The organism is Clostridiales bacterium (genome assembly GCA_017569285.1).
In the GTDB taxonomy this organism is placed as follows: domain Bacteria; phylum Bacillota; class Clostridia; order Christensenellales; family Aristaeellaceae; genus Aristaeella.
Genome location: CP069419.1, coordinates 1,558,127 through 1,582,577, shown reverse-complemented (window position 1 = coordinate 1,582,577; position 24,451 = coordinate 1,558,127). Strand labels below are relative to the sequence as shown.

The 24,451-nt window shown below is 61.0% G+C and carries 22 protein-coding genes; 19 read left to right on the top strand and 3 right to left on the bottom strand.

Features of this window, described 5'->3' with window-relative positions:
• Nucleotides 1-12 precede the first annotated feature (12 nt).
• The 11 genes from JNO48_06830 (at nucleotide 13) to mnmA (ending at nucleotide 12,454) form a co-directional block, all read left to right on the top strand.
• Nucleotides 13-483, top strand: a complete 471-nt coding sequence (locus tag JNO48_06830; GenBank protein ID QTE69600.1) for a GtrA family protein — start codon at nucleotides 13-15, stop codon at nucleotides 481-483.
• On the top strand, nucleotides 480-3,320 hold the full coding sequence (uvrA, locus tag JNO48_06825; GenBank protein QTE69599.1) for an excinuclease ABC subunit UvrA: 2,841 nt from the start codon (nucleotides 480-482) through the stop codon (nucleotides 3,318-3,320). Before JNO48_06830 ends, uvrA begins: the two co-directional genes overlap by 4 nt.
• Nucleotides 3,321-3,389: 69 nt before the next feature.
• On the top strand, nucleotides 3,390-4,136 hold the full coding sequence (locus JNO48_06820; protein QTE69598.1) for a YebC/PmpR family DNA-binding transcriptional regulator: 747 nt from the start codon (nucleotides 3,390-3,392) through the stop codon (nucleotides 4,134-4,136).
• Nucleotides 4,137-4,202: 66 nt separating this feature from the next.
• Nucleotides 4,203-5,510 carry a thymidine phosphorylase gene (locus JNO48_06815; protein QTE69597.1) on the top strand — a complete coding sequence of 436 codons (1,308 nt, stop codon included), beginning with the start codon at nucleotides 4,203-4,205 and terminating at the stop codon, nucleotides 5,508-5,510.
• A gap of 10 nt (nucleotides 5,511-5,520) precedes the next feature.
• Entirely contained in the window at nucleotides 5,521-6,690 is a 1,170-nt protein-coding gene (locus tag JNO48_06810; protein ID QTE69596.1) for a beta-lactamase family protein, read from the top strand.
• Nucleotides 6,691-6,715: 25 nt separating this feature from the next.
• Nucleotides 6,716-7,177, top strand: coding sequence for an S-ribosylhomocysteine lyase (locus JNO48_06805; GenBank protein ID QTE69595.1), 462 nt, complete (start codon nucleotides 6,716-6,718; stop codon nucleotides 7,175-7,177).
• Between the two features lie 191 nt (nucleotides 7,178-7,368).
• Complete coding sequence (locus tag JNO48_06800; protein QTE69594.1) at nucleotides 7,369-7,974, top strand: ECF transporter S component; 606 nt, start codon at nucleotides 7,369-7,371, stop codon at nucleotides 7,972-7,974.
• Between the two features lie 42 nt (nucleotides 7,975-8,016).
• Nucleotides 8,017-8,796: a type III pantothenate kinase gene (locus tag JNO48_06795; GenBank protein ID QTE69593.1), complete on the top strand. Its 780-nt coding sequence runs from the start codon at nucleotides 8,017-8,019 to the stop codon at nucleotides 8,794-8,796.
• 2 nt (nucleotides 8,797-8,798) lie between these two features.
• Entirely contained in the window at nucleotides 8,799-10,061 is a 1,263-nt protein-coding gene (locus JNO48_06790) for a homoserine dehydrogenase (protein QTE69592.1), read from the top strand.
• A 36-nt stretch (nucleotides 10,062-10,097) separates the two neighbouring features.
• The gene (locus tag JNO48_06785) at nucleotides 10,098-11,375 is read left to right on the top strand and encodes a dTMP kinase (protein ID QTE69591.1); all 1,278 of its coding nucleotides are present in this window, start codon (nucleotides 10,098-10,100) and stop codon (nucleotides 11,373-11,375) included.
• A gap of 20 nt (nucleotides 11,376-11,395) precedes the next feature.
• Entirely contained in the window at nucleotides 11,396-12,454 is a 1,059-nt protein-coding gene (gene mnmA / locus JNO48_06780; GenBank protein QTE69701.1) for a tRNA 2-thiouridine(34) synthase MnmA, read from the top strand.
• Between the two features lie 65 nt (nucleotides 12,455-12,519).
• Here the strand turns inward: mnmA and JNO48_06775 are convergent, their stop codons facing one another.
• Both JNO48_06775 and JNO48_06770 read right to left on the bottom strand, forming a co-directional pair.
• The gene (locus JNO48_06775; GenBank protein QTE69590.1) at nucleotides 12,520-13,611 is read right to left on the bottom strand and encodes a PTS sugar transporter subunit IIC; all 1,092 of its coding nucleotides are present in this window, start codon (nucleotides 13,609-13,611) and stop codon (nucleotides 12,520-12,522) included.
• A gap of 172 nt (nucleotides 13,612-13,783) precedes the next feature.
• A complete protein-coding gene (locus JNO48_06770) occupies nucleotides 13,784-14,359 on the bottom strand; it encodes a flavin reductase family protein (protein QTE69700.1) in 576 nt (191 codons plus the stop codon).
• Between the two features lie 120 nt (nucleotides 14,360-14,479).
• Here JNO48_06770 and JNO48_06765 point away from each other — a divergent pair, with 120 nt between their 5' ends.
• The 4 genes from JNO48_06765 (at nucleotide 14,480) to JNO48_06750 (ending at nucleotide 17,586) form a co-directional block, all read left to right on the top strand.
• Nucleotides 14,480-14,902 (top strand): (deoxy)nucleoside triphosphate pyrophosphohydrolase, encoded by a 423-nt coding sequence (locus JNO48_06765; GenBank protein ID QTE69589.1) that lies wholly within the window; start codon nucleotides 14,480-14,482, stop codon nucleotides 14,900-14,902.
• A 157-nt stretch (nucleotides 14,903-15,059) separates the two neighbouring features.
• The gene (locus tag JNO48_06760; GenBank protein ID QTE69588.1) at nucleotides 15,060-15,278 is read left to right on the top strand and encodes a cation transporter; all 219 of its coding nucleotides are present in this window, start codon (nucleotides 15,060-15,062) and stop codon (nucleotides 15,276-15,278) included.
• Nucleotides 15,279-15,313: 35 nt separating this feature from the next.
• Complete coding sequence (cadA, locus tag JNO48_06755; GenBank protein ID QTE69587.1) at nucleotides 15,314-17,209, top strand: cadmium-translocating P-type ATPase; 1,896 nt, start codon at nucleotides 15,314-15,316, stop codon at nucleotides 17,207-17,209.
• A 17-nt stretch (nucleotides 17,210-17,226) separates the two neighbouring features.
• Nucleotides 17,227-17,586 (top strand): winged helix-turn-helix transcriptional regulator, encoded by a 360-nt coding sequence (locus JNO48_06750; protein QTE69586.1) that lies wholly within the window; start codon nucleotides 17,227-17,229, stop codon nucleotides 17,584-17,586.
• 45 nt (nucleotides 17,587-17,631) lie between these two features.
• Here JNO48_06750 and JNO48_06745 read toward each other — a convergent pair whose 3' ends face one another.
• Nucleotides 17,632-19,077: a glycogen synthase gene (locus tag JNO48_06745; GenBank protein QTE69585.1), complete on the bottom strand. Its 1,446-nt coding sequence runs from the start codon at nucleotides 19,075-19,077 to the stop codon at nucleotides 17,632-17,634.
• 176 nt (nucleotides 19,078-19,253) lie between these two features.
• Here JNO48_06745 and JNO48_06740 point away from each other — a divergent pair, with 176 nt between their 5' ends.
• The 4 genes from JNO48_06740 to lepB are packed head-to-tail and all read left to right on the top strand — an operon-like array spanning nucleotide 19,254 to nucleotide 24,442.
• Nucleotides 19,254-21,524: a DEAD/DEAH box helicase gene (locus JNO48_06740; protein QTE69584.1), complete on the top strand. Its 2,271-nt coding sequence runs from the start codon at nucleotides 19,254-19,256 to the stop codon at nucleotides 21,522-21,524.
• Nucleotides 21,521-22,675, top strand: coding sequence for a ribonuclease H-like domain-containing protein (locus JNO48_06735; GenBank protein QTE69583.1), 1,155 nt, complete (start codon nucleotides 21,521-21,523; stop codon nucleotides 22,673-22,675). Before JNO48_06740 ends, JNO48_06735 begins: the two co-directional genes overlap by 4 nt.
• A complete protein-coding gene (locus JNO48_06730; GenBank protein ID QTE69582.1) occupies nucleotides 22,665-23,498 on the top strand; it encodes a hypothetical protein in 834 nt (277 codons plus the stop codon). The genes JNO48_06735 and JNO48_06730 overlap by 11 nt, the downstream gene beginning before the upstream one ends.
• Nucleotides 23,498-24,442, top strand: a complete 945-nt coding sequence (lepB, locus tag JNO48_06725) for a signal peptidase I (GenBank protein ID QTE69581.1) — start codon at nucleotides 23,498-23,500, stop codon at nucleotides 24,440-24,442. Before JNO48_06730 ends, lepB begins: the two co-directional genes overlap by 1 nt.
• Nucleotides 24,443-24,451: the final 9 nt, after the last annotated feature.

Sequence of the window (24,451 nt, the reverse complement as noted above, 5' to 3'; positions counted from 1 at the left end):
GGGGGGCGGGCAATGGGCAACGGAAAGCACGAGGCATGGCAGGCACTGAAATTTACGCTGTTCAGCGCGTCAGCCGGGATTATCCAGATCGTCACGTACACGCTGATGTACGAGGTACTGCACTGGGCGCCTTGGCTGAGCTATCTGGTTTCCCTGATCCTGAGCGTGCTGTGGAACTTTACCTTCAACCGGAAGTACACTTTCCGCAGCGACGCGGATATCAAACGGAGCATGCTGCTGGTCGGCCTGTTCTACCTGGTGTTTACTCCGCTGAGCACCTGGTGGACAGCAGCGCTGACCGGCGAGAACCCGTTTACCGGTGCGGCCGCTTCCGGCGAACCGCTGGTGAACAACTATGTGGTCCAGATCGGTACGATGCTGATCAATTTCGTTACCGAGTTTCTGTACCAGAAATTTGTGGTGTACCGTGGCACGATCGATACGAACGAACGGGCCAGGAAGCAGCAGGATAAGGAAGCATGAACGAATACTTGGAAATACGGGGCGCGCGAGAGCATAACCTCAAGAACATATCTGTAAAAATCCCCCGGGACAAGCTGACGGTGATCACCGGCCTGAGCGGAAGCGGCAAAAGCTCCCTTGCTTTTGATACGATCTACGCGGAAGGCCAGCGCCGCTATGTGGAAAGCCTGAGCAGCTATGCCCGGCAGTTCCTGGGACAGATGGACAAGCCGGATGTGGATACTATCGACGGACTGAGCCCGGCGATTTCCATTGATCAGAAGACGACCGGACGGAATCCCCGGTCCACCGTGGGCACGGTGACGGAAATCCATGATTACCTGCGCCTGCTGTGGGCGCGGACCGGCGTGCCCCACTGCCCGAACTGCGGCCGGGAAATCCGAAAGCAGAGCGTGGACGAGATTGTGGACGCGGTATGCGCCGCACCGGAGGGCACCCGGATGCAGGTGCTGGCGCCGCTGGTACGCGCCCGGAAGGGCGAGCACCGGGATATCCTCGCGAACGCCCGGAAAAGCGGTTATGTGCGCGTGCGGATCGACGGCACCATGTACGACCTGGAAGATACGCCGGAGCTGGACAAAAAGAAGAAGCACACGATCGAGATCGTGGTGGACCGACTGATCCGCCGCGAGGGCAAGGAATTCACCCAGCGGCTGGCGGAGGATATCGAGACGGCTTCCGCGAAGAGCGCGGGGCTGGTGATCATCGACCGGATCGGCGAAGGGGAAACCCTGTACAGCATGAATTATGCCTGCCCGGACTGCGGTGTTTCCATCGAGGAGCTGGCGCCGCGGATGTTCTCCTTCAACAGCCCGTTTGGTGCCTGCCCGGCGTGCAGCGGCCTCGGTATCCGCATGAAGATCAGCAAGGACGCGATTTTCCCGGATGACCGGCTGAGCCTGCGGGAGGGCGCGCTGACCGCGATGGGCTTCAATACCGGTGAGGACAACGGAATTGCCGCACAGTACTTCGCGGCGATGGGCCAGAAGTACGGCTTTACGATGGATACCCCCGTGGGCGACATCAACGAGGAAGGCATGAACGCCATCCTCTATGGCACCGGGGATGAAAAGATCCGGATTACCTATGAGGGCGTCCGGGGAATGAGCGAGTATACCACATCCTTTGAGGGTGTGATTCCGACGCTGGAGCGGCGGTACCGCGAGACCACCTCCGAAGCGATGAAGCAGGCTTATGAGGAATACATGGCCGAGGAGACTTGCCCGGAATGCCGCGGGCAGCGGCTGAAGCCGGAAGCGCGGGCGGTGACCGTGGGCGGGAAGAGTCTGCCTGAGGTCAGCGACATGAGCATTACGGAAGCGCGGAAGTTCTTCCGGGAGCTGAAGCTGGAAGGCAGCAGCCAGGTGATCGCAGCGCAGATCCTGAAGGAGATCGATGCCCGGCTGGGATTCCTGGGCGACGTGGGACTGGGCTACCTGACACTGAGCCGCGGCGCGGGGACGCTGTCCGGCGGCGAAGCGCAGCGGATCCGCCTGGCTACCCAGATCGGCAGCGCGCTGATGGGTGTGATGTACATCCTGGACGAGCCGTCCATCGGCCTGCACCAGCGGGACAACGCAAAGCTGATCGCAACGCTGCGGCGGATGCGGGATATCGGCAATACCGTGATCGTGGTGGAACACGACGAGGAAACCATGATGGCGGCGGACTGGATTGTGGACGTTGGCCCCGGGGCGGGCATCCACGGCGGCTACATCGTAGCGGAGGGTACGGCGGAGGATATCAAAGCCAGCCCGGACAGCCTGACGGGGCAGTACCTGAGCGGCCGGAAGTTCATTCCCGTGCCGAAGAAGCGGCGGAAACCCACCGGGTACCTGACCGTGTACGGCGCTTCGGAGCATAACCTGAAGCATATTGACGTGAAGATTCCCCTGGGTGTGCTGACCTGCGTGACCGGCGTGAGCGGCAGCGGAAAGAGCAGCCTGGTGAATGAGATCCTGTACAAGCACCTGGCCCGTGTGCTGAACCGGGCGAAGACCCGTCCGGGCGCGTTTGACAGCATGGACGGGCTGGAAAAGCTGGACAAGATCATTATGATTGACCAGAGCCCCATCGGGCGGACGCCCCGGAGCAATCCTGCCACCTATACGGGCCTGTTTGACCAGATCCGGAAGCTGTTTGCGCTGAGCCCGGAGGCCAAAGCCCGCGGATACCGGGAGAACCGGTTCTCCTTCAACGTGAAGGGCGGCCGGTGCGAGGCCTGCCAGGGCGACGGTATGAAGAAGATCGAGATGCACTTCCTGCCGGACCTGTACGTGCCCTGCGACGTATGCCACGGGCAGCGGTACAACCGGGAAACCCTGGAGGTGACCTGGCAGGGGAAGAATATCAGCGAAGTACTCGACATGACGATCGAGGAGGCGCTGGCCTTCTTCGAAAACCATCCGGCGATTGAGCGGAAGCTGGAAACGCTGGCCGATGTTGGCCTGGGATACATGAAGCTCGGGCAGGCATCCACCACGCTGTCCGGCGGCGAGGCCCAGCGCGTGAAGCTGGCGACCGAGCTGAGCCGGAAGGCGACGGGGCGGACCATCTACCTGCTGGATGAACCGACGACCGGCCTGCACATGGCGGACGTGGACCGGCTGGTGCACGTGCTGCAGCGGCTGACCGACGCCGGGAACACGGTCCTGGTGATTGAGCATAACCTGGACGTGATCAAGGTATCCGACCGGATCATCGACCTCGGACCCGAGGGCGGCGACGGCGGCGGCACGGTCGTGGCCGAGGGAACGCCGGAGCAGGTGGCGGCGGCACCGGGATCCTTTACCGGGGAATACCTGCGGCGGGTGCTGGAAAATGCTCCGAAGGCTTGACGCAGTTGATTTTTCAATGCTATAATCCTTGAGTTAAAGCATTCTGTACATTTTTCTGGGAGGGATACGATGTCCGGTCATTCCAAGTGGCATAATATTCAGGCAAAGAAGGGCAAGGCTGACGCGCAGCGCGGCGCGATCTTCACCAAGATCGGCCGTGAAATCGCGATTGCGGTCCGGGAAGGCGGCGCCAATCCGGAATCCAACGGCAAACTGCGTGATATCATCGCCAAGGCGAAAGCCAACAACATGCCCAACGATAATATCCAGCGCTCCATCAAGAAGGCCAGCGGCGAGCTGAGCAACGTTGTGTACGAGGAGATCACCTATGAAGGTTATGCTCCCGGCGGCGTGGCGGTGATCGTCGATACGATTTCCGACAACCGGAACCGTACGGCCAGCGATGTGCGCCACTGCTTCGCCAAGTACGGCGGCAACCTGGGCACCACCGGTTCCGTCGGATTCATGTTTGACGAGCGCGGCGTGCTGGTTGTGGAACGCGAGCCCGGCAGCGATGAGGACGAGATGATGATGATCGCCCTGGACGCCGGTGCCGAGGACGTGAAGGTGGAAGAAGATGTGTTTGAAATCCTGACCGCACCGGCCGATTTCAGCACGGTCCGCGAGAACCTGGAAAAGCAGGGCTTCTCCTTCCTGTCCGCCGAGGTGCAGAAGATTCCGCAGAACACCGTTGAGGTGACGGATCCCGATACCATCCAGAAGATCCAGAAGATGCTGGACCTGCTGGAGGAGAGCGACGACGTGCAGAACGTGTATCACAACGCGGATCTGCCTGACGAGGACGAAGAAGAATAACCGCATTGCAACTGCCGCCGCTGCCCGGACCGGGACGGCGGCATTTTGTTTCGGGAGGAACGGCTTATGACGATGCTGGAAATCATTGAGAAGAAAAAACTGCATGGGGAACTGAGCCGGGAAGAAATCCACTTTTTCGCGAAGGCGGCAGCGGAGAAATCCGTGCCGGACTACCAGCTGGCGGCCCTGCTGATGGCGATCCGCCTGAACGGGATGACCGACCGGGAGACAACGGACCTGACGCTGGAAATGCGTGATTCCGGAGACGTTGCGGACCTGTCCGCGATTCCGGGTATCAAGGTGGACAAGCATTCCACCGGCGGCGTCGGCGATACCACCACCCTGGTGCTGACACCGCTGGCAGCAGCGTGCGGCGTGCCCGTGGCCAAAATCAGCGGCCGGGGCCTGGGCCATACCGGCGGCACGCTGGACAAGCTGGAATCCATTCCCGGAATGAAGGTCGCGATGAGCACGGAGCAGTTTATCCGCCAGGTGAATGAGATCGGCCTGGTGGTGGCGGCGCAGTCGGGATACCTGGCCCCGGCGGACAAGACGCTGTACGCACTGCGGGACGTGACGTCCACGGTGGATTCCCTGCCGCTGATCATTTCCTCCATCATGAGCAAGAAGCTGGCGTCCGGTGTGGACGCGATCGTGCTGGACGTCAAGACCGGCAGCGGCGCGATTATGCATACGCTGGAGGACAGCAAGGCGCTGGCGGAGGGAATGGTGCGGGTCGGCAAACTGGCCGGAAAGCCGATGGTCGCACTGGTGACGGATATGAGCCAGCCGCTGGGCACCCACGTCGGGAATGCCCTGGAGGTGAAGGAAGCCATCGACCTCCTGGCCGGACGGGCAAGCGGCGACCTGCTGGAGGTATCCCTGGGAATCGGCGGATGGATGCTGAAGCTGGCAGGTATTACGGAAACCGCGGAGGAAGGCGAAGAGCGGATGCGGGAAGCGATTGCCTCCGGCGCCGGACTGCAGAAGCTGAAGGAAATGATTGCGGCACAGGGCGGCGATCCGGCGGTATGCGATGACGTGAAGCTGCTGCCGCAGGCGGCGGTAATCCGTACCGCGGTATGTGGAAAGGCCGGATATGTGCAGAAAATGGATACCGAAGCGCTGGGACTTGCGTCCCAGGCGATGGGCGCCGGACGGGAAACGATGGAAGACCAGCTGGATTACTCGGTCGGTTATGTGCTGAAAGTCCGCCTGGGCGACAGGGTGGAAGCGGATACGCCCCTGGTTGAGCTTCACGCGAAGAATGAAGCGGACGCGGCGCGGGCGGAAGCGGCAATCAAAGCGGCCATCCGGATCGGTCCGGAACCGGCGGAAAAGCCGCCGCTGTTCTATGCCGTGATTACCGAATGACCGGAGGAAAATGTACATGACGCTGAAGGAAAAACTGACCGCCTGCCTGGAGCAGGCGGTGGAAAACCGGGAAGCCGCGGGCTTCAACCTGCTGGTGCTGCGGAACGGGAAGCCGCTTTGCTACGCGGAAGCCGGGTATGCGGATATCGAAAGCGGAAAGAAGATCCGGCGGGATTCCATTTTCCGGCTGTACAGCCAGACCAAGCCGGTGACGGCTGCGGCCGCGATGATCCTCGCGGAGCGGGGACAGCTGGACCTGCAGGCCGGCGTGGATCTGTACCTGCCGGGGTTCCGCAATCCCCGGATTGCCCGGCCGGACGGAGAAATCGTTCCGGCGCCCCGGGCACCGTGGGTATTGGAACTGCTGGGAATGACCTCCGGACTGTGCTATCCGGACGCGGATCCCGCCGGGCAGTACGCGGCGCGTGTTTTTGAAGAGGAACAGGCCCAGATCGCCGCCGGCGGCGGGATGGGTACGGTGGAATTCTGCAACGAACTCGGGAAACAGCCGCTGGCTTTTGCACCCGGCACCCACTGGCGGTACGGGACCAGCGCGGACGTGCTCGGTGCGGTGATCGAGGCGGCTTCCGGAAAATCCTTCCGGCAGTTCCTGAAGGATGAGCTGCTGGATCCCCTGGGCATGGCGGATACGGATTTCTATGTGCCGGAGGAGAAGCGGGAACGGCTGGTCACCTGCTATAAGCGCACGGAAGGCGGTCTGGAGCCCTTTGGCGGAATGCACCTGGCCGTGGGCCGGTATGACCGGCTGCCGGTTTTCGAATCCGGCGGGGCGGGGCTGGTGTCCACCCTGCAGGACTACTCCGCTTTCGCGACGATGCTGCTGAACGGCGGCGAGTACCACGGGGAACGGATCCTGTCCGAAGCATCGGTGCGCTATATGCGGTCGCCGAGGATGCGGCCGGAGGTACGGCGGGACATCTGGGACGGCCTGGGCGGATACAATTACGGATGCCTGATGCGGGTATGCGACCTGCCGGGCGCCTGCGGATGCTTCACCGAGCCGGGCGAATACGGATGGGACGGCTGGCTGGGCACCTATTTCGCGAACCTGCCGGAATCCGGGATTACCTTCCTGCTGAACCAGAACGCAACGGATACCGGGACGGCGCCGGTTACGCGCCGGTGCCGGAATATCCTGGCGGCGGAAGCCGGACTGTAAGAACAAATGAGGGAGCCGGGCAAAGATGAAACGGATTGCTTCTTTTTCGATCAACCATGACGCGCTGACGCCGGGCATGTATATCTCCCGGATCGACGGCGACTGCATTACCTATGACCTGCGCATGAAGACGCCGAATGCCGGCGATTACCTGGACCAGAAAGGACTGCATACACTGGAGCACCTGCTGGCGACTTACCTGCGGAACACCGGAAGCAGTGATGAGATCGTGTACGTCGGCCCGATGGGCTGCCGGACGGGATTCTACATCGTGATGCGGGACACGGTACCGGCCGGAAAGGCACTGGAGCTGATCCGCGAAGCGTTCGCATTCTCCGCGGCGTTTGAGGGAACGATTCCCGGCGCAGCGAAGCGGGAATGCGGGAATTACCTGGAGCATGACCTGGCGGAAGCGAAGCGTGAGGCCGCCGCGTACCTGCGGGTACTGGAGAACTGCTCGGAGAATACGATGGTGTATCCGGAATAAGCAAGGGTTCAGACGGGACAGCCTCTGTTTTTTCAGGGGCTGTTTTCTTTACATTCCGGTAAAAACCTGTATAATAGGGACATCCGCACAAGGTTCGGCGCCGGGAGCGAAAGCCCCGGACGCAAAAGAACGCGGAAATACTATTTTTTTTCGACGGGTATCCGAAAGGAACCTGAACGGAGGTAAAAACCATGTCTCAGAATGTCAGAAGAACCAAGGTTTCCCGGATGACGCTGCTGGCCCTGCTGGTAGCGGTTTTGATCGTACTTGCCTATGTGAACATCCCGATGCCGTTCGGCCTGAGCATCACGTTCAACATGATCCCGGTTGCGGTTGCGGCAATGGCGATGGGGCTTCCCGGCGGTATGATCGTCGGCGGTGCGTTCGGCCTGATCAGCTTCCTGCAGTGCTTCGGCGTTTTCGGATTCAGCGCGCTGGGCGCGGCACTGGTGAATATCAGCCCGGTGCTGATGTTTATCCAGCGGTTTGTTTCCCGGGTAATGGTCGGCGTACTGGCAGCGCTGGTATACAAGGCAATGGACCGGACGCGGGCGCCCCTGTATGTGAAGGGCCTGGTGACCGGTTTCTCATCCGCGTTCTTCAATACCCTGTTCTTTATGAGCCTGCTTGTGCTTTTCTTCGGAACTTCCGAGAAACTGGCGGGATCGATTGCGGAGAAAGGTGTGCTGATGTACATCATTTCGTCCGTTGGCATCAACGCCGTGGTAGAGATGGCGGTGGCCGCCGTTGTGACCGGCGCGGTCGGCACGGCACTCCGCAAGGCGAGGATGCTGTAAGCAAGAACTGTTCATCGACATGGAGGAAAGGAGTCCGGACAGATGATCCTGACCATGGATATCGGCAACACCAATATCAAGACGGCGCTGTTCGACGGGAAAGAGATGTACAAGTACTGGCGGATGTCCACCAGCACCACATCCACTTCCGACGAATACGGCGTCCGGCTGTCCTCCATGTTTGCGCATGAAGGCGTACCGACCAGCGTGGTGGACGGCATCGTGGTATCGAGCGTGGTACCGACGATCAATTTCACCATCGACCACATGCTGCAGAATTACTTCGGCAAGGCGCCGCTGTTTGTGGCCCCCGGGGTGAAAACGGGTATCAATATCCGTTATGAAAACCCCCGGGAGCTGGGCAGCGACCGGATCGCGAACGCGGTGGCGGCATACGATGAGTATGGCGGGCCGTGCATCTTCATCGATTTCGGTACAGCGACAACCTTCGGGGTGATCGACGCGGACGGCGCGTTCCTGGGCGGTACGATCTGCCCCGGCATCAAACTGAGCAGCGAGGCGCTGGTATCCGGCACCGCAAAGCTGCCCCGGTTTGAGCTGGCCCGGCCGGAGAACGTGATCGGGAAGACAACGCTGACCAACCTGCAGAGCGGTATGTTCTACGGCTATGTCGGCCTGGTGCGGAATATCGTGCGAAAGATCAAACAGGAGCTTGGCAAGGAAGCGTACGTCGTGGCGACGGGCGGTATGGCCCTGATGATTGCGGAGGAGAGCAACGTGATCGACAAGCTGGACGGACTGCTGACCCTGAAAGGCCTGCGCCTGATTTATGAACGGAATTCAACTGAAGGGGGAAAATGACAATGAAAGAGGTTGTGCTGGGACTGCTCGGACTGGGGAATATCGGCGGAGGTGTCTGGGACCTGATCCGGACATTCGGCAGCGAGGTGGAAACCCGGACGGGCGTGCCGCTGCGCGTGAAAAAGGCCCTGGTGCTGGACAAGCGCTTCCACGGCGGCAAGGATGTTCCGGACGAGGTGCTGACCACGGACAAGAATGATATCCTGGAGGATCCGGAGATCCAGATCGTCTGTGAGTTCCTCGGCGGCGAACAGCCGGCAGCCTCCATGATGCTGCGCGCGCTGGAAAACGGGAAATCCGTGGTGACCGCCAATAAGATGGCGCTGTGCCTGCACTTTGACGAGCTGCGCGCCATGGCGAAGAAGACCGGCGCGGGGCTGTACTACGAAGCCAGTGTCGGCGGCGCGATCCCGATCATCAACGCAATCCAGAGCCCGCTGATCGCAAACCATATTGAACAGATCATGGGGATTGTGAACGGCACAACCAACTACATCCTGACCCGGATGGCGGCGGAAGGCGCCGAATATGAGGACGTGCTGAAGGACGCGCAGCGGCTGGGCCTGGCCGAGCCCGATCCCACGGCGGATGTCGAGGGCTTCGACGCGGCCTATAAGCTGAGCATCCTGGGCTCCCTGGCTTTCCACAGCCGGGTGAAGGTGGAGAACGTATACCGGGAGGGCATCACGAAGGTGTCCGCCGAGGATATCGCCTTCGGCCGGGAAATGGGCTATGTGCTGAAGCTGCTGGCGATCGGCAAGGACAACGGCGATACCATTGAAGCCCGGGTCCACCCGGTGTTCCTGCCGGCGGACCATCCGCTGGCCCGTGTGGACGGTTCCCTGAACGCGGTATACCTGTACGGCCACTCCTTCAAGGACATGATGCTGGAAGGCCGGGGCGCCGGCGACGCGCCGACGGCCAGCGCCATCGTGGGCGACATCATTCAGGCTGCGCAGAATGCGGTGCATCCGATGCCGTACCTGCAGGACAACCCGAAGCCGGTAGCTGATGACTGGCAGAGCAAATACTTTATCCGCATGAAAGCCAAGGACGCTCCCGGCGTGCTGGCTGAAGTGACAGGCCTGCTGGCGGGAGAGGGCATCTCTGTTTCCGCCATGATGCAGAAGGGCGCCGCCCCGGGCGGAAAGGCCACCCTGATTGTGATTACGCACATCGCGCCGGAAAAAGCCGTGCAGCGTGTGGTGAAAGCCCTGAATCCGGAAATCTGCCAGGTGGAGAACGTGATCCGCGTCGAAGCCTGACCCTGAGATGACCGCCGGCGGCGGATGAGGAATGGTATGAAGCAAGGCACTTGGGTCCTTTTTGACCTGGACGGAACGCTGACACAGTCCGAGGAAGGAATCTGCAACAGCGCCCGGTATGCCGCGGAGCGGATGAACCTGCCCGTGCCGGACGGGGATACGCTGCGGAAGTTTATCGGGCCGCCGCTGGTGTGGTCCTTCCAGGAATACCTGGGGCTGGATCCGGAAGCGGCCCTCCGGGCACAGGAGGTTTACCGGGAACGGTACAATACCGTGGGCCTGTTTGAAAACCGCGTGTATCCGGGTATCCGTTATGTGCTGCGGATGCTGAAGAAGGCCGGTATCCATACCGGCGTTGTTACCGGGAAGCCTGAGGGGCCGACCGGCCGGATCCTGGAGCATTTCGGCCTCCGGAAATGGATGGAAACCGTTGTCTGCGCGGCGGACAACAAGGCGGAAAAGGAACTCCTGATCCGGAAGGCGCTGCCGGAAGACGCGGCAGAAGCCTGGATTGTCGGTGACCGGAAATTCGATATGGAAGGCGGCGTGAAAGCCGGCATCCATACACTGGGAGTAACCTACGGATACGGCAGCGAGGAGGAGTTGGTTTCCTCCGGGGCGGAACGCATCGCGCATACCCCACGGGAGATTGCGGAGATCCTGTGCTCCGGAACGGAGCCGGTCCGCGGAGCGTTCCTGTCCATGGAAGGCCCGGACGGAAGCGGCAAGGGCACCCAGCTGGAACGGCTGGCGGATACCCTGGACCGGTACGGATTTGAAGTGTACCGGACAAGGGAACCCGGCGGAAGCCCGATCGGCGAAAAGATCCGGGAGATCCTGCTGGACCGGGAAAACGCCGCCATGACGGATGTGACGGAAGCGCTGCTGTACGCAGCGGCCCGCGCACAGCATGTACGCGAGGTCATCCGGCCCCAGACGGCCGCGGGACGCGTGGTCCTGTGCGACCGGTACCTGGATTCCTCCGCAGCTTACCAGGGCGGCGGGCGGATGCTGGGTGTGGAGCAGGTGCTGGCGATCAACGCGCCGGCGGTGGACGGCACCCTGCCGGACCTGACAGTTTACCTGGATATTGACCACCGGAAGGCGATGGCGCGACGCTGTGCGGCGACTGAGCCGGACCGGCTGGAGACCGAACCGGAGAGCTTCCACGCGCGCGTGGAAGACGGATACCATCAGCTGATTGAACAGGATCCGGAACGCTTTGCCGTGGTGAACGCGGAAGGCGACCGGGATGCGATTGCCGCGGAGATTGCCGGGAAAGTACTTGCCCGGCTGACGGAGGCGGAGGATTGAGCGAACGGATTGTTGTCGGAATGAGCGGAGGTGTGGATTCCTCCGTTGCGGCCCTGCTTCTGAAGGAGCAGGGCTATGATGTCGTGGGCGTTTTCATGAAGAACTGGGAGGAACAGGATGAAAACGGCGTATGCACCGCCGAGGCCGACTGGCGGGACGTACGGGACGTGTGCGACGGCATCGGCATTCCGTGTTACAGTGTCAATTTCGCAAAGGAATACTGGGACCGTGTGTTCTCCTATTTCCTGAAGGAATACAAAGCGGGGCGTACCCCGAACCCGGATGTGCTGTGCAACCGGGAAATCAAGTTCAAGGCTTTCCTGGATTTCGCGATGGGCCTCGGGGCTTCCCGGATGGCTACAGGCCACTTTGTGCGGACCGACGGCGAAGGACACCTGCTGAAGGGCGTGGACCCGAACAAGGACCAGAGCTATTTCCTGTACATGGTGCACGCGGAGCAGCTGAAGAAGTCCATGTTTCCCGTAGGCGGCATGACCAAGGCGGAAGTGCGCCGGATTGCCGCGGAGAACGGACTGCCGGTCAGCGAAAAGAAGGATTCCACCGGGGTCTGCTTTATCGGGGAACGGAATTTCAAGAAATTCCTGTCGGAATACCTGCCGGCCCAGCCCGGGGATATGGTTTCCCCGGACGGGGAAGTGGTCGGCCGGCATGACGGCCTGATGTACTATACGCTCGGCCAGCGCCGGGGGCTCGGTATCGGCGGCCGCGGAGACGGGCGGAGCTGGTTCGTGATCGGCAAGGACCTGAAGAAAAACCGCCTGCTGGTCGCCCAGGGCGAGGATCATCCGATGCTGTACAGCGATGTGTGTACCGCGGAGGATGTGACCTGGGTCGGGGAACCGCCGCTGCGCGAGGGGGAGACGCTCCGGTGCGGTGTGAAGTACCGCTACCGGCAGCCGGAACAGGACGCCGAGGTCACGCTGGAAAACGGCGTGCTGGTGATCCGCTCCATGATCCCGCAGCGGGCGGTGACGCCCGGGCAGAGCGCGGTGCTGTACAGCGGGGACGTGTGCCTGGGCGGCGGAATCATCCGGGAGACCGCAAAGAATGAAGCCTGAAGGCAAAAAAACAGCATGATAAAACCGGGCCTTCCCTGATCGGGAAGGCCCGGTTTTCATTCGGGTTAAATTTTCATATCGCCGTCCTTGACCCAGCCGAAGCGGCGGACGGCCAGATGGATCAGCAGGGACAGGACTGCGGGCAGGACGATGCAGACGAGGGCAAGACCCAGCCAGTCGGTTCCGGTGATGGCTGCCTTTGTGCCGGCCGCGATATCATTGACCCAGCCGGTATAAACCCCCAGCGGGCCGACCATACCGCAGGTACCCATCCCGGAGGAGATGGCGGCGCCGTTCATTTCCATGCGGAAAATGCAGGTCGCAATGGGGCCGGTGATTGCCGAGGCCAGGGTGGGGGCAATCCAGATCCGTGGATTTTTGATGATATTGGGCATCTGCAGCATGGAGGTACCAAGGCCCTGGGAGACCAGGCCGCCGACCTTGTTTTCCCGGAAGGAGATGACGGCGAAGCCGATCATCTGCGCGCAGCAGCCCGCGACGGCAGCTCCGCCGGCCAGGCCGGTGAGGCCGAGCGCGGCGCAGATCGCGGCGGAGGAAATCGGAAGCGTCAGCGCAATACCGACGATGACCGATACGAGGATCCCCATCAGGAAGGGCTGGAGCTCGGTGGCCCATTTGATGAGCTCACCGACAGACATCGCCGCCCGGCCAAGCGGCGGGGCGATCAGCCAGGACAGGAATACGCCGACCGCGATGGTGACCAGGGGTGTGACCAGGATATCCACTTTGGTTTCTTTGGAAACCGCTTTGCCGAATTCAGCGGCGATAATCGCGATAAAGAGAACGGCCAGCGGGCCGCCGGCACCGCCCAGGATGTTGGCTGCAAAACCGACCGCGGCCAGGGAAAACAGGGCCAGCGGCGGGCACTTGAGCGCATAGCCGATGGCAATGGCCATGGCCGGGCCGCTCATGGCGGAGGCGAGACCGCCAACCGTGTAATTGACTGTATTGCTGCCGGATTTGAGGGTGGCAACCGTCTGCGTCAGGAACGGAATCCCGAACTGCTTGCCGACCGTGTCGATGATCGTGCCGATGAGCAGGGAACAGAACAGGCCCTGCGCCATGGCGCCCAGCGCGTCGATCCCGTACCGTTTCAGGGAAATTTCAATGTTCTTTCTCTTCAAAAACTCTTTCATGCTTCCTCCGGGCTCTCCACTGCCCCGAATCGTATTTCAAGGAATGATTATACATGCTTTTGCCCTGGAATCCTGTATTTTTCCCGTTCATTATGAAAAGGCGAAGCTGCCGGAGAAAAACACGGAGCGCAATCCAAAAGGGAGCGGCACCTGCCGCTCCCTTTTGCGGTGTTTACCGGTACTGCGCCATCCGCTTTTTCCGGACTTCCTCCCGGGCAACAGACCAGCCGAAAAAGCCCATGACATCCCCCAGCTTCTGGTACAGCCCGTGGCTGTAGACGATCAGGTGCGCCTTTTCCAGGTGCAGGCTGCCCTTTTCGTCCACCAGGTCCTTCCGGACCCGGACGGCTACGACCTCACCCAGGAACATATCATGGCTGCCCAGCGGGATGACCTGCCTGACCCGGCAGCTGAGGCTGACGGGTGCACCGTCCACGGCGGGGGCGGTTTCCAGGTTTTCCGCCGGGATGTACCGCAGGCCGGTTTCCCGGCTCTTGTCGGTATCACGGCCGCTGCGGACGCCGCAGAAATCCACGGCTTTGCACATGGCTTCATCGGGCAGGTTGACCACAAACTCCCCGGAGGATTCAATGAGCCCGTGGGAATAACGCTCCTTCCGCAGGCTGACGGACACCATCGGCGGTTCGGAGTTGACCGTACCGGCCCAGGCGGCCGTGACCATGTCCCGGTTTTCCGGGTTTTCTTTATCCGCGCAGCTGACCAGCACCACCGGGGTGGGATTCAGCATGGTGGAAGGGGAGAGGGAAATGTAATCCGAACTGTTCACGGGAAAGTCTCCTTTCAGGAAAACGGAAACCGCGCTTGAACCGGGGCGGAAATCCGCGTATGATAGATCCGGGTGATGAAGATGAAAACGGTCAGTGTGGCTGCGGCGGTAATCCTCCGGGACGGGAAGGTGTTTGCCACCCAGCGGGGATACGGCGCCTACAAGGACTACTGGGAATTCCCGGGAGGCAAGATTGAACCCGGGGAAACCGCGGAGGAAGCGCTGGAACGGGAAATCCGGGAGGAACTGGATACGGAGATCGCCGTGGAAGCCCCGTTTGCCCGGGTGGAATATGACTACCCGGAGTTCCATCTCTCCATGCAGTGCTTTACCTGCCGGGTGATCCGCGGAAGCCTGGTGCTGAAGGAGCACGAGGATGCCGCGTGGCTGGACCGGGACCGGCTGGATGACGTCCGCTGGCTGCCGGCGGATGAAACAGTGATCAGCCGCCTGCGGGAACTGCTTCCGGCAGTGAACCGTCCGGCACCGGATGCCGCTGAGTGAATTATAAAATCAACCGGGGATTTCGGCAAGGCAGGCCGGAGCTTCCGGTTATTTTTTTGTTCAATTTCAGGCATTGACAAATCCGGAATCAGGGTGTAATATCTGATTAAACGATTAAACAATCGTTTAATTGATGAAGCAAAGGAGTGCCCAGGACATGAAGAAGACCTACAAAATCGAAGTCGACTGCGCCAACTGCGCCAACAAGATGGAGGAAGCCGCAAAGAAGGCACCCGGTATCCGGGAGGTTACGGTCAATTTCATGACCCAGAAGATGATCGTTGTCTTTGAGGAGGGTGCGGAACCCGAAACAGTCATGCAGGACGTGCTGGCCCGCTGCAAAAAGGTGGAGGACGACTGCGAGATTTACCTGTAAAACCGGAAACAGGAACAGAAAGAAGGGGATATCCCATGACGAAGAAGCAAAAGAAGATGCTGATCCGGATCCTGGCGGCAGCCGCGATGCTGATCGCGCTGCATTTTGTGCCGGAGGACGGGCCGCTGCAGGGAATTCCGCTGTTCCTAATGTACCTGGTTCCTTACCTGACGGTGGGATACGATATCCTGAAGAAGGCGGGGAAGGGAATCCTGAACCGCCAGGTGTTTGACGAGAATTTCCTGATGGCGGTGGCAACCGTTGGCGCGCTGGCGATCGGGCTGGCGAAGACCGGGGACTATGTGGAAGCCGTGGCGGTGATGCTGTTCTACCAGATCGGCGAGCTGTTCCAGAGCTATGCCGTGGGCAAGAGCCGTCGGAACATCAGCGAGATGATGAACATCCGGCCGGACTACGCGAACGTAATGGCGGACGGCCAGCTGACCCGCGTGGATCCGGATGAGGTGGAGACCGGCACCCAGATCGTGGTGCAGCCTGGGGAAAAGATCCCGATTGACGGTATCGTGGAAGAGGGCTCCGCGACCCTGAACACCAGCGCCCTGACCGGCGAAAGCCTGCCGCGGGATGTGCAGCCGGGCGACGAGGTTGTCAGCGGCTGTGTGAATATGAGCGGTGTACTGAAGATCCGCACGACCCGGGAATTCGGCGAGAGCACGGTATCGAAGATCCTGGACCTGGTGGAAAACGCGAGCTCCCGGAAGTCCCGCTCGGAGAACTTTATCTCCCGGTTCGCGAAGTACTATACGCCGGCCGTGGTATTCGGCGCGCTGGCGCTGGCGGTCCTGCCGCCGGCGGTGCGCGGCCTGTTTATGGGACTGGATCCGGAATGGGGCGACTGGATTTACCGGGCGCTGACGTTCCTGGTGATCAGCTGCCCGTGCGCGCTGGTGATCAGCATTCCGCTGAGCTTTTTCGCCGGAATCGGCGGCGCCGGGAAAGCCGGTATCCTGGTGAAGGGATCGAACTACCTGGAGGAGCTGGCCCGGACAGGCGTGATGGTGTTTGACAAAACCGGCACGCTGACCAAGGGCGAGTTTGAGGTGGCGGCGATCCACCACAGCCCGATGGAAGAGGAAGAACTGCTGGAATATGCCGCGCTGGCGGAATCCGCGTCCTCCCACCCGATTGCGGTGAGTATCCGGAAGGCGCACGGGAAGGAACTGGACCTGAGCCGCGTGAGCGACGTGGAGGAGATCAGCGGGAACGGTGTGGTAGTGCGGATTGACGGGAAGGAAGTTGCCGCCGGCAACGGACGGCTGATGGACCGGCTGGGCATTGCCTACCGCGACTGCCACCGGACCGGAACGATCGTCCATATGGCGATTGACGGGGAATACGCCGGACATATTGTGATTTCCGATGTTGAGAAGCCGGCGGCGAAGGAAGCCGTGCAGGCGTTGAAGAACGCCGGCGTCCGCCAGACGGTCATGCTGACCGGGGACCGGAAAGCCGTGGCGGAGGAAACGGCCGCGCGCCTGGAAATCGACCGGGTATACAGCGAGCTGCTGCCCGGAGATAAGGTGGAACGGGTGGAAGCGCTGCTGGCGGAAAAGCAGGGACGTGAAATCCTGGCATTTGCAGGGGACGGGATCAACGACGCGCCGGTGCTGAGCCGGGCGGACCTGGGCATTGCCATGGGCGCCATGGGATCGGACGCGGCGATTGAGGCGGCGGATATCGTGCTGATGGACGACAATCCCCTGAAGATTGCCAAGGCAATCCGGATTTCCCGCAAGTGCATGCGGATTGTGTATGAGAATATCGTGTTTGCCATCGGGGTGAAGGCGGTCTGCCTGATCCTGGGCGCACTGGGAATTGCCAACATGGGACTGGCGATCTTCGCCGATGTGGGCGTGATGATCATCGCCGTGCTGAACGCCATCCGGGCGCTGTTTGTCAGCCAGCTGTAAGGAAGGAGCAGGAACCGATGGAGAATACCCGACTGCCGCACCAGCACGACCTGAACGCGGAACGGATTTTTGACCATATGCCCGCGCCGGAGGAGTTTGCCGGGGCGGCGGAAATGTTCCGCCTGATGAGCGACGGCACCCGGATCCGGCTGTTCTGGCTGCTGTGCCACTGCGAGGAATGCCTGCTGGACCTGGGCGTGATGATGGGCATGTCCAGCCCGGCACTTTCCCACCACCTGAAGATCCTGAAGGCGGAAGGCCTGATCACTGCCCGCCGGGAGGGAAAGGAAGTGTACTACCGGGCGGCGGATACCCCCCGCGCGGACGCACTGCACCACATGATTGAGCAGGTAGCAGAAATGGCCTGCCCGGATTAACCGGGCAGGCCATTTTCCTGTCTGCGCGGAGGACTTCCGCGCTTTTTATCTTTCCAGGGACCGGTACAGCTCCAGGTACTGCGTCGCGGAGCGCTCCCAGGAGACATCCTTTTCCATATCGCGGCAGACCATTCTGTCCCAGCGGGCACGGTCGGTAAAGAACAGGGTTTTCGCCTGGTTAATCGCACCGAGCAGCAGGCCGGAATCATACCAGTTGAAGGAGAAGCCGTTTCCGGTATCCTCGTCCCAGCTGTAGGGCTCGACCGTATCCTTCAGGCCGCCGGTTTCGCGGACGATCGGGATGGTGCCGTAGCGCATGGCGATCAGCTGGGTCAGGCCGCAGGGCTCGAACAGGCTGGGAACCAGAAGCGCGTCGGCACCGGCATAGATCTGATGGGCCAGGCCTTCGTTGTAGGAAATATAGGCGCATACGGTGCCTTTATACTTGCTTTCATAGTAGCGGAAGGCGTTCTCATACCGGGGATCGCCGGTACCCAGGACAACGATCTGCGTATTGCCGTCGATCAGGTGAGGCAGAATGTCGTTGACCAGGTCCAGGCCTTTCTGGTCGGTGAGGCGGGAGATCAGGCCGAGGATGATCTTTCCGCCGTCGGGATCCAGGCCGAGCGCTTTCTGCAAGGCATTCTTGTTCAGGGGCTTGCTGGCCAGAACGGAATTCCGGTCATACTGCGCGGCGAGCAGCTTGTCCGTGGCGCTGTCCCACAGATCCACATCGATGCCGTTGACGATTCCGCTGAGCTTGCCGCTGTGGTAGCGGAGGTGGCCGTCCAGGCCTTCGCCGTAATCCGGCGTCTGGATTTCACGGGCATAGGTGCTGCTGACGGTGGTGACCCGGTCCGCGTATGCGAGGCCGCCCTTGAACATGTTGGCTTCGTTCTCGTTGTGCTTGAGCACGGGATAGTCGAACAGCATATCGGACAGCCCGGACCAGTACTTCAGGTGCTCAATACTGCAGATGCCCTGGAACCGCAGGTTGTGGATGGTCACGATGGAACGGGCGCGCCCGACGGGTGTGGAATCGAACTTTGTGCGGAGGTACAGGGGAACCAGCCCGGCCTGCCAGTCATGGCAGTGGACGATATCGGGGATCCAGTCCAGGTAATTCAGGATGGCCAGGGAAGCCTTGGAGAAGAAGCAGTACTTCGGGATGTCCTCCCAGAGGCCGGTATAGGGATTGCCCCAGTCAAAGAATTCCCGGTTGTCGATGAAATCGTAGGTGACTCCGTCCATCACGGTTTCCATGATGCCGACGTAGAAGGTCCGCCCGTCGCTGGTCAGGTCCATCATGAAAGAACCCTGGTAAACCATCTTTTCCTTGAATTTATCAGGGATGCAGTTGTAGAGGGGCAGGATGACGCGCGCTTCACAGCCTTCACGGACAAGCGCCCGCGGAAGGGCGTACATCACGTCCCCGAGGCCGCCGGTTTTGACAAACGGATAACACTCAGAACCGATAAAGGCGATCTTCATATTCACTTTCCTCCGTCCGAAGAATGGTTTTGCCGGTGTGCCGGCACAGGTCCCATATCTGAGATCAGTATACCACAGGACCCGCGGAAAACGGAACAAAAAGTTTTGTTCGCCTTGCAATGCGCGGGGGTTGATTTTATAATGAGAAAAAAAAGACGGACAAAGGAGGCGGGCGGATGAACGTATCGCAGCTGGCTGATCAGCTCAGGCGGGACCATATGTTCATGAAGGATGTGACCCGGTGGGAGGTTATCCCAGCCCGTGAGGCACGCACCATGCCTTTCCCCGCCTCCATGGACGAACGCCTGAAGCCCGCGCTGGCACGCCGCGGGATCCATGAGCTGTATACCCACCAGGCGAAAAGCCTGGAGGCGATTGCCCGCGGGGAGGACGTTACGGTCGTTACGCCGACCGCGTCCGGCAAAACCATGTGCTACAACCTGCCGGTGCTGTCCGCGATCCTGAAGGATCCGGACACCCGCGCGCTTTACCTGTTCCCGACAAAGGCGCTCTCCGCCGACCAGGTCAGCGAACTGTACGACATGATCGAGGAAATGGGTGTGGACATCAAAACCTACACCTATGACGGGGATACGCCGGCGGCCGCACGCCGGGCGGTCCGCCAGGCCGGGCATATTGTGGTGACCAACCCGGACATGCTGCACTCGGGCATCTTGCCGCACCATACCAAATGGGTGAAGCTGTTCGAAAACCTTCGCTACATCGTGATCGATGAAATCCATACCTACCGGGGCGTGTTCGGCAGCAACCTGGCCAATGTCCTGCGCCGGCTGATGCGCCTGTGTGAATTCTACGGCAGCCATCCGCAGTACATCCTCTGCAGCGCGACCATCGCCAACCCCCGGGAGCTGGCGGAGACGCTGATCGGACGCCCGGTAACGCTGGTGGATGACAACGGCGCGCCGATGGGAGAACGGCATTTTGTGTTCTACAACCCGCCGGTGGTCAACCGGCAGCTGGGTATCCGCCAGGGCGCCGTGCCGGTGGTCCGGTCGATTTCCGGCATGCTGCTGAAGAACGGAATCCAGGCGATTACCTTTGCGCGCTCCCGCCTGACGGTGGAGGTGCTGACCCGCTACCTGAAGGACATGGTCCGCGACCCGCTGGGGAATGCCGGCCGCGTGCGCGGATACCGGGGCGGGTACCTGCCAGGCGAGCGGCGGGAGATTGAGCGCGGCCTCCGGGCCGGAAAGGTGGACGCGGTGATTTCCACCAACGCACTGGAGCTTGGAATCGACATCGGCGCGCTGGACGCGTGCGTGATGTGCGGATATCCGGGCACCATTGCCAGTGCCTGGCAGCAGGCAGGCCGTGCCGGCCGCCGCCGGGGAACCAGCATTGTATTTTTCGTCGCGTCCTCCGCAGCGATTGACCAGTATATCGTGAACCATCCGGATTATTTCCTGCACCAGAGTCCGGAGAACGCGCTGCTGAACCCGGACAACCTGTATATCCTGATGAGCCACTTCAAGTGCGCGGCATTTGAGCTGCCGTTTGAGGACAATGACCAGTTCGGCAACGCCCCCGGGTCGAAGGATATCCTGGAATACCTGGATGAGCAGGGCATCCTGCACCATGCGGAGGGCCGGTACCACTGGTCGGCGGAAGATTTCCCCGCCAGCGAGATCTCCCTGCGCTCCGCCGCGGCCGAGAACTTCATTATCGTGGACATTACCGATCCGGCGCATCACCGGGTGGTGGGGGAGATGGACCGGTTCACCGCGCCGATGCTGCTGCATGAGAACGCCATCTACATGCATGAGGGGCGCCAGTTCCAGGTGGAAAAGCTGGACTTTGACGCCTGCAAGGCCTTTATCCGGGCGGTGGACGTCGGCTACTACACCGACGCGGACCTGAACATCAACCTGAGCCTGCTGGACGTGGAAAAGGAAGAACCGTTCGCCGGGACGGCAGTGGCCGGACTGGGCGAGATCAAGGTAACCGCCCTGGTGACAATGTTCAAGAAAATCAAATTCGACACGCACGAGACGCTCGGATTCGGGCATGTGCGCCTGCCGGAAACGGATATGCACACCACCGCCATGTGGTGGACGCTGCCGGATGAGCTGGCGGAAAAGATCCCGAGCGACCGGCTGAAGAACGGGATGATGGGCATCGCAAACCTGCTGCGGATTGTGTGCCCGCTGTACCTGATGTGCGCCCCGCAGGATATCGCGGTGGTCTACCAGGTGCGCAGCCCGATTACGGACAAGCCGACCATCATCTTCTACGACAACTGCCCCGGCGGTATCGGCCTGGCGCATAAGGCCTACGGCATGCGGGACCTGCTGCTTCAGAAGGCGCTGCAGGTGGCGGAGGACTGCCCGTGCGAATACGGCTGTCCCTCCTGTGTCGGCCCGGTGGGCGAGGTCGGGGAGGACGGAAAGCGGACAGCGGTCCGCCTGCTGAAGGAGCTGACAAAATGAACCTGCGGGACAAGCTCCGTGCCGTCGGCGGGACGGGCGGATCCCCGCGGCCCGCGGGGGAGGCGTCCACGGATTGCCGGCACTTCGCGGTATACCGGCCGGCGGAGGAATTTCCCGGCGCGTATGACCTGTCGGCGGAAACGCTGCGGATGATGAGCGACCGGGAACTGCCGGAGGACCTGGATCCCCGGCGGATCCTGTACCTGGATACGGAGACCACGGGACTGGGCGGCAGCGGAACCGTCGCCTTCCTGGTGGGCATGGGATTCCTGGGAGACAATGGGTTTGAGGTGCACCAGTTCCTGATGCGCGACTATCCGGAGGAGCCGTACCTGCTGAAACATGTGGCGGCCGGCCTCGGGAAGTTCGACGTGCTTTGCACCTTCAACGGGACCACGTTCGACGTACCGCTGCTGGAAAGCCGGCTCCTGATGAACCGGATGGACCGGAGCTGCCTGGACCTGCCGCACCTGGACCTGCTGCATATGTGCCGCCGGCTGTGGAAGCTGCGGCTGGGCAGATGCAACCTCGGCCGGCTGGAGGAAGTAATCCTGGGGAAGCCCCGGGTGGATGACCTGCCCGGAAGTGAGGTGCCCCAGCGGTATTTTACCTATCTGAAAACAAAACGAATGGAGCTGCTGGAGGATATCCTGAAGCACAACGCGCAGGATATCGCTTCGCTGTGCGTGCTGCTGAACCATATGGCCGACCTGTACCGGCACCCCGAGAAGATCCGCTTCAGCGAGGATGTGTATTCCATGGGCCGGGCACTGGAAAAGCTGGAGCGGACCGAGGACGCGCGGCGGTGCTACCGGCTGGCCCGGAGGGGGCGCATGGGCGACCTGGCCGGGTCCGCACTGGCGGTGAGCTACCGCCGCACCGGCGAACGCGAGGAGGCGGTCCGCGTATGGCAGGAAATGGTCCGGGAACGGCGGGGCGGCATTGAGCCGTATGTGGAGCTGGCCAAGTATGAGGAGCACGTCCGGCGGAATTATCCCGCCGCGCTGAACTGGACCGAGCAGGCGATGATCCGCCTGAGCGAGCCTTCGCTGCGGGCGGACGGAACTGTACAACAGCTGCAAAATGAGTTACAATACCGCTATCAGCGCCTGAAGCGCAGGATAAAGGAGAAGGAACAGGATGGGACTTAAGTCATTCATCAAGGGAAACCGGGCGCTTGCCCTGCAGCGGAAGGGACAGAAGGAAGAAGCGATGCACCTGTATGAGGAAGCAATCGCCGACGGCCTGAACGATCCCCGTTACCTGCTGCCGTATGCCCTGCTGCTGATCCGGGACGGACAGTACCAGAAGGCCAAGGATTTCCTGGTGGCGCATCAGCGGGTGCCGGGCATGACGCCCCAGCAGCGGACGGAGCTGCTGGTGTATTATGCGACATGCTGCATGCGGCTCGGCAATGTGGACAAGGGCATCAGCGCGCTGGAACAGCAGGCGCAGAAGGGTGAAACCGGACTGCTGTACCAGACGCTCGGCTACCTGTATATTGAGAAATATGACCTGGCCAACAAGCCGGATTTCCAGGCGGTGACTGCGGATACAGCTGAACCGGAAAACACGGAAGCTGCGGAAAGCGCGGAAGATGAGACGGCGGAAAAGCCGATGACACCGGAAGAAGACTGGAACGCGGGCGTGGAAAAGGCCGGGGAGTTCATCCGCAGGTCCGTTGAATATGATGAAGAGGATTCCGTCTGCCTGGACAACATGGCCCAGTATATCTACCGGGTGCAGGGCGACAAGACCGCAGCCCGGGAGTGGTTTGAGAAGGCGCTTGCCCGCAAGGAAGGGCAGATCGATACGCTGTATTTCCTGAGCCGGTACGATGAAGAGGAAGGCAACCGGACCGCCGCGCTGGCGAAGATGGAAAAGACACTGGAAGGCCGGTTCTCCCCGCTGAATTTCTGCAGCAAGGAGATGGCGGAACAGGAAGTCGCCCGCCTGAAAGGAGAAACGGTCTGATGAGCGAGGAGAAGATCGAAACACCGGAGCAGCAGCCGGATCAAAAGAAAAAAGGCAAAAAGGAAAAGGTCAAAAAGTCGGTGGGACGCGAAATTCTGGAATGGGTGCTGACGATTGTCGTGGCGCTGGCCGCCGCGCTGGTGATCCGTTCCGTGGTGTTTGAGATGGTCCGTGTGGACGGGGAGTCCATGCTGGATACCCTGAACGACGGGGAAATCATGTTTGTGAGCAAGTATGACTACTCCGGCATCTGGTTCAACCTGCCCTTCCAGAGCGATAACGCAGCCCAGAAGGCAGCCCGGATTTCCTACGGGACGCCGGCACGGCTGGATGTGGTGATCTGCCGCTATCCGGCCCGCGGTGCGGTGGACTTTGTGAAGCGCGTGGCTGGCCTGCCCGGCGATACGGTGGAGCTGCGGGAAGGCTTCCTGTATATCAACGGGGAACAGGTGAAAGAGGAAAGCGAAATCGAAGGCATTACGGATGCCTACCGTGCGGGCTACAGCGCCGCTTCCTTCGGCCCGTACTATGTGCCGAAGAAAGGCGATACGCTGACGATTGCCGACAGCAACCTGGATATTCAGGTCAACGGTGCAGCATGGGAACGGAAAATGACCGCCGTAACCGCGAAGGATGCGGACGGAAAGATCCTGAAGATCTATGACCGGAAGGTGAATGACAGCAGCCGGGGAGGAAAGCGCGAGGCGACCGAAACGGTTGTGGCCTATGATGGGAAGGAATGGGATTTCAACGCCTGGCTGGCGGAATGCCCGGACCTGATCGGGAAGGAATTTACGGTGGACCGGGATTACTACTTTGTGATGGGCGACCACCGGAACAACTCGAACGACAGCCGCGCGGTCGGCGCGATTGAGCGGGATATGATCATCGGCCATGTGCGCCGGGTCCTGTATCCCTTCAACAGCTGGCGGGGCGTGGAGTAAAGGAAAGCT

What these genes read in the sequence shown, in the direction of transcription:
- JNO48_06830 (QTE69600.1), top strand. Translation starts at nt 13, where the DNA reads ATGGGCAACGGAAAGCACGAGGCATGGCAGGCACTGAAATTTACGCTG.
- uvrA (QTE69599.1), top strand. Translation starts at nt 480, where the DNA reads ATGAACGAATACTTGGAAATACGGGGCGCGCGAGAGCATAACCTCAAG.
- JNO48_06820 (QTE69598.1), top strand. Translation starts at nt 3,390, where the DNA reads ATGTCCGGTCATTCCAAGTGGCATAATATTCAGGCAAAGAAGGGCAAG.
- JNO48_06815 (QTE69597.1), top strand. Translation starts at nt 4,203, where the DNA reads ATGACGATGCTGGAAATCATTGAGAAGAAAAAACTGCATGGGGAACTG.
- JNO48_06810 (QTE69596.1), top strand. Translation starts at nt 5,521, where the DNA reads ATGTACATGACGCTGAAGGAAAAACTGACCGCCTGCCTGGAGCAGGCG.
- JNO48_06805 (QTE69595.1), top strand. Translation starts at nt 6,716, where the DNA reads ATGAAACGGATTGCTTCTTTTTCGATCAACCATGACGCGCTGACGCCG.
- JNO48_06800 (QTE69594.1), top strand. Translation starts at nt 7,369, where the DNA reads ATGTCTCAGAATGTCAGAAGAACCAAGGTTTCCCGGATGACGCTGCTG.
- JNO48_06795 (QTE69593.1), top strand. Translation starts at nt 8,017, where the DNA reads ATGATCCTGACCATGGATATCGGCAACACCAATATCAAGACGGCGCTG.
- JNO48_06790 (QTE69592.1), top strand. Translation starts at nt 8,799, where the DNA reads ATGAAAGAGGTTGTGCTGGGACTGCTCGGACTGGGGAATATCGGCGGA.
- JNO48_06785 (QTE69591.1), top strand. Translation starts at nt 10,098, where the DNA reads ATGAAGCAAGGCACTTGGGTCCTTTTTGACCTGGACGGAACGCTGACA.
- mnmA (QTE69701.1), top strand. Translation starts at nt 11,396, where the DNA reads ATGAGCGGAGGTGTGGATTCCTCCGTTGCGGCCCTGCTTCTGAAGGAG.
- JNO48_06775 (QTE69590.1), bottom strand. Translation starts at nt 13,611, where the DNA reads ATGAAAGAGTTTTTGAAGAGAAAGAACATTGAAATTTCCCTGAAACGG.
- JNO48_06770 (QTE69700.1), bottom strand. Translation starts at nt 14,359, where the DNA reads ATGCTGAATCCCACCCCGGTGGTGCTGGTCAGCTGCGCGGATAAAGAA.
- JNO48_06765 (QTE69589.1), top strand. Translation starts at nt 14,480, where the DNA reads ATGAAAACGGTCAGTGTGGCTGCGGCGGTAATCCTCCGGGACGGGAAG.
- JNO48_06760 (QTE69588.1), top strand. Translation starts at nt 15,060, where the DNA reads ATGAAGAAGACCTACAAAATCGAAGTCGACTGCGCCAACTGCGCCAAC.
- cadA (QTE69587.1), top strand. Translation starts at nt 15,314, where the DNA reads ATGACGAAGAAGCAAAAGAAGATGCTGATCCGGATCCTGGCGGCAGCC.
- JNO48_06750 (QTE69586.1), top strand. Translation starts at nt 17,227, where the DNA reads ATGGAGAATACCCGACTGCCGCACCAGCACGACCTGAACGCGGAACGG.
- JNO48_06745 (QTE69585.1), bottom strand. Translation starts at nt 19,077, where the DNA reads ATGAAGATCGCCTTTATCGGTTCTGAGTGTTATCCGTTTGTCAAAACC.
- JNO48_06740 (QTE69584.1), top strand. Translation starts at nt 19,254, where the DNA reads ATGAACGTATCGCAGCTGGCTGATCAGCTCAGGCGGGACCATATGTTC.
- JNO48_06735 (QTE69583.1), top strand. Translation starts at nt 21,521, where the DNA reads ATGAACCTGCGGGACAAGCTCCGTGCCGTCGGCGGGACGGGCGGATCC.
- JNO48_06730 (QTE69582.1), top strand. Translation starts at nt 22,665, where the DNA reads ATGGGACTTAAGTCATTCATCAAGGGAAACCGGGCGCTTGCCCTGCAG.
- lepB (QTE69581.1), top strand. Translation starts at nt 23,498, where the DNA reads ATGAGCGAGGAGAAGATCGAAACACCGGAGCAGCAGCCGGATCAAAAG.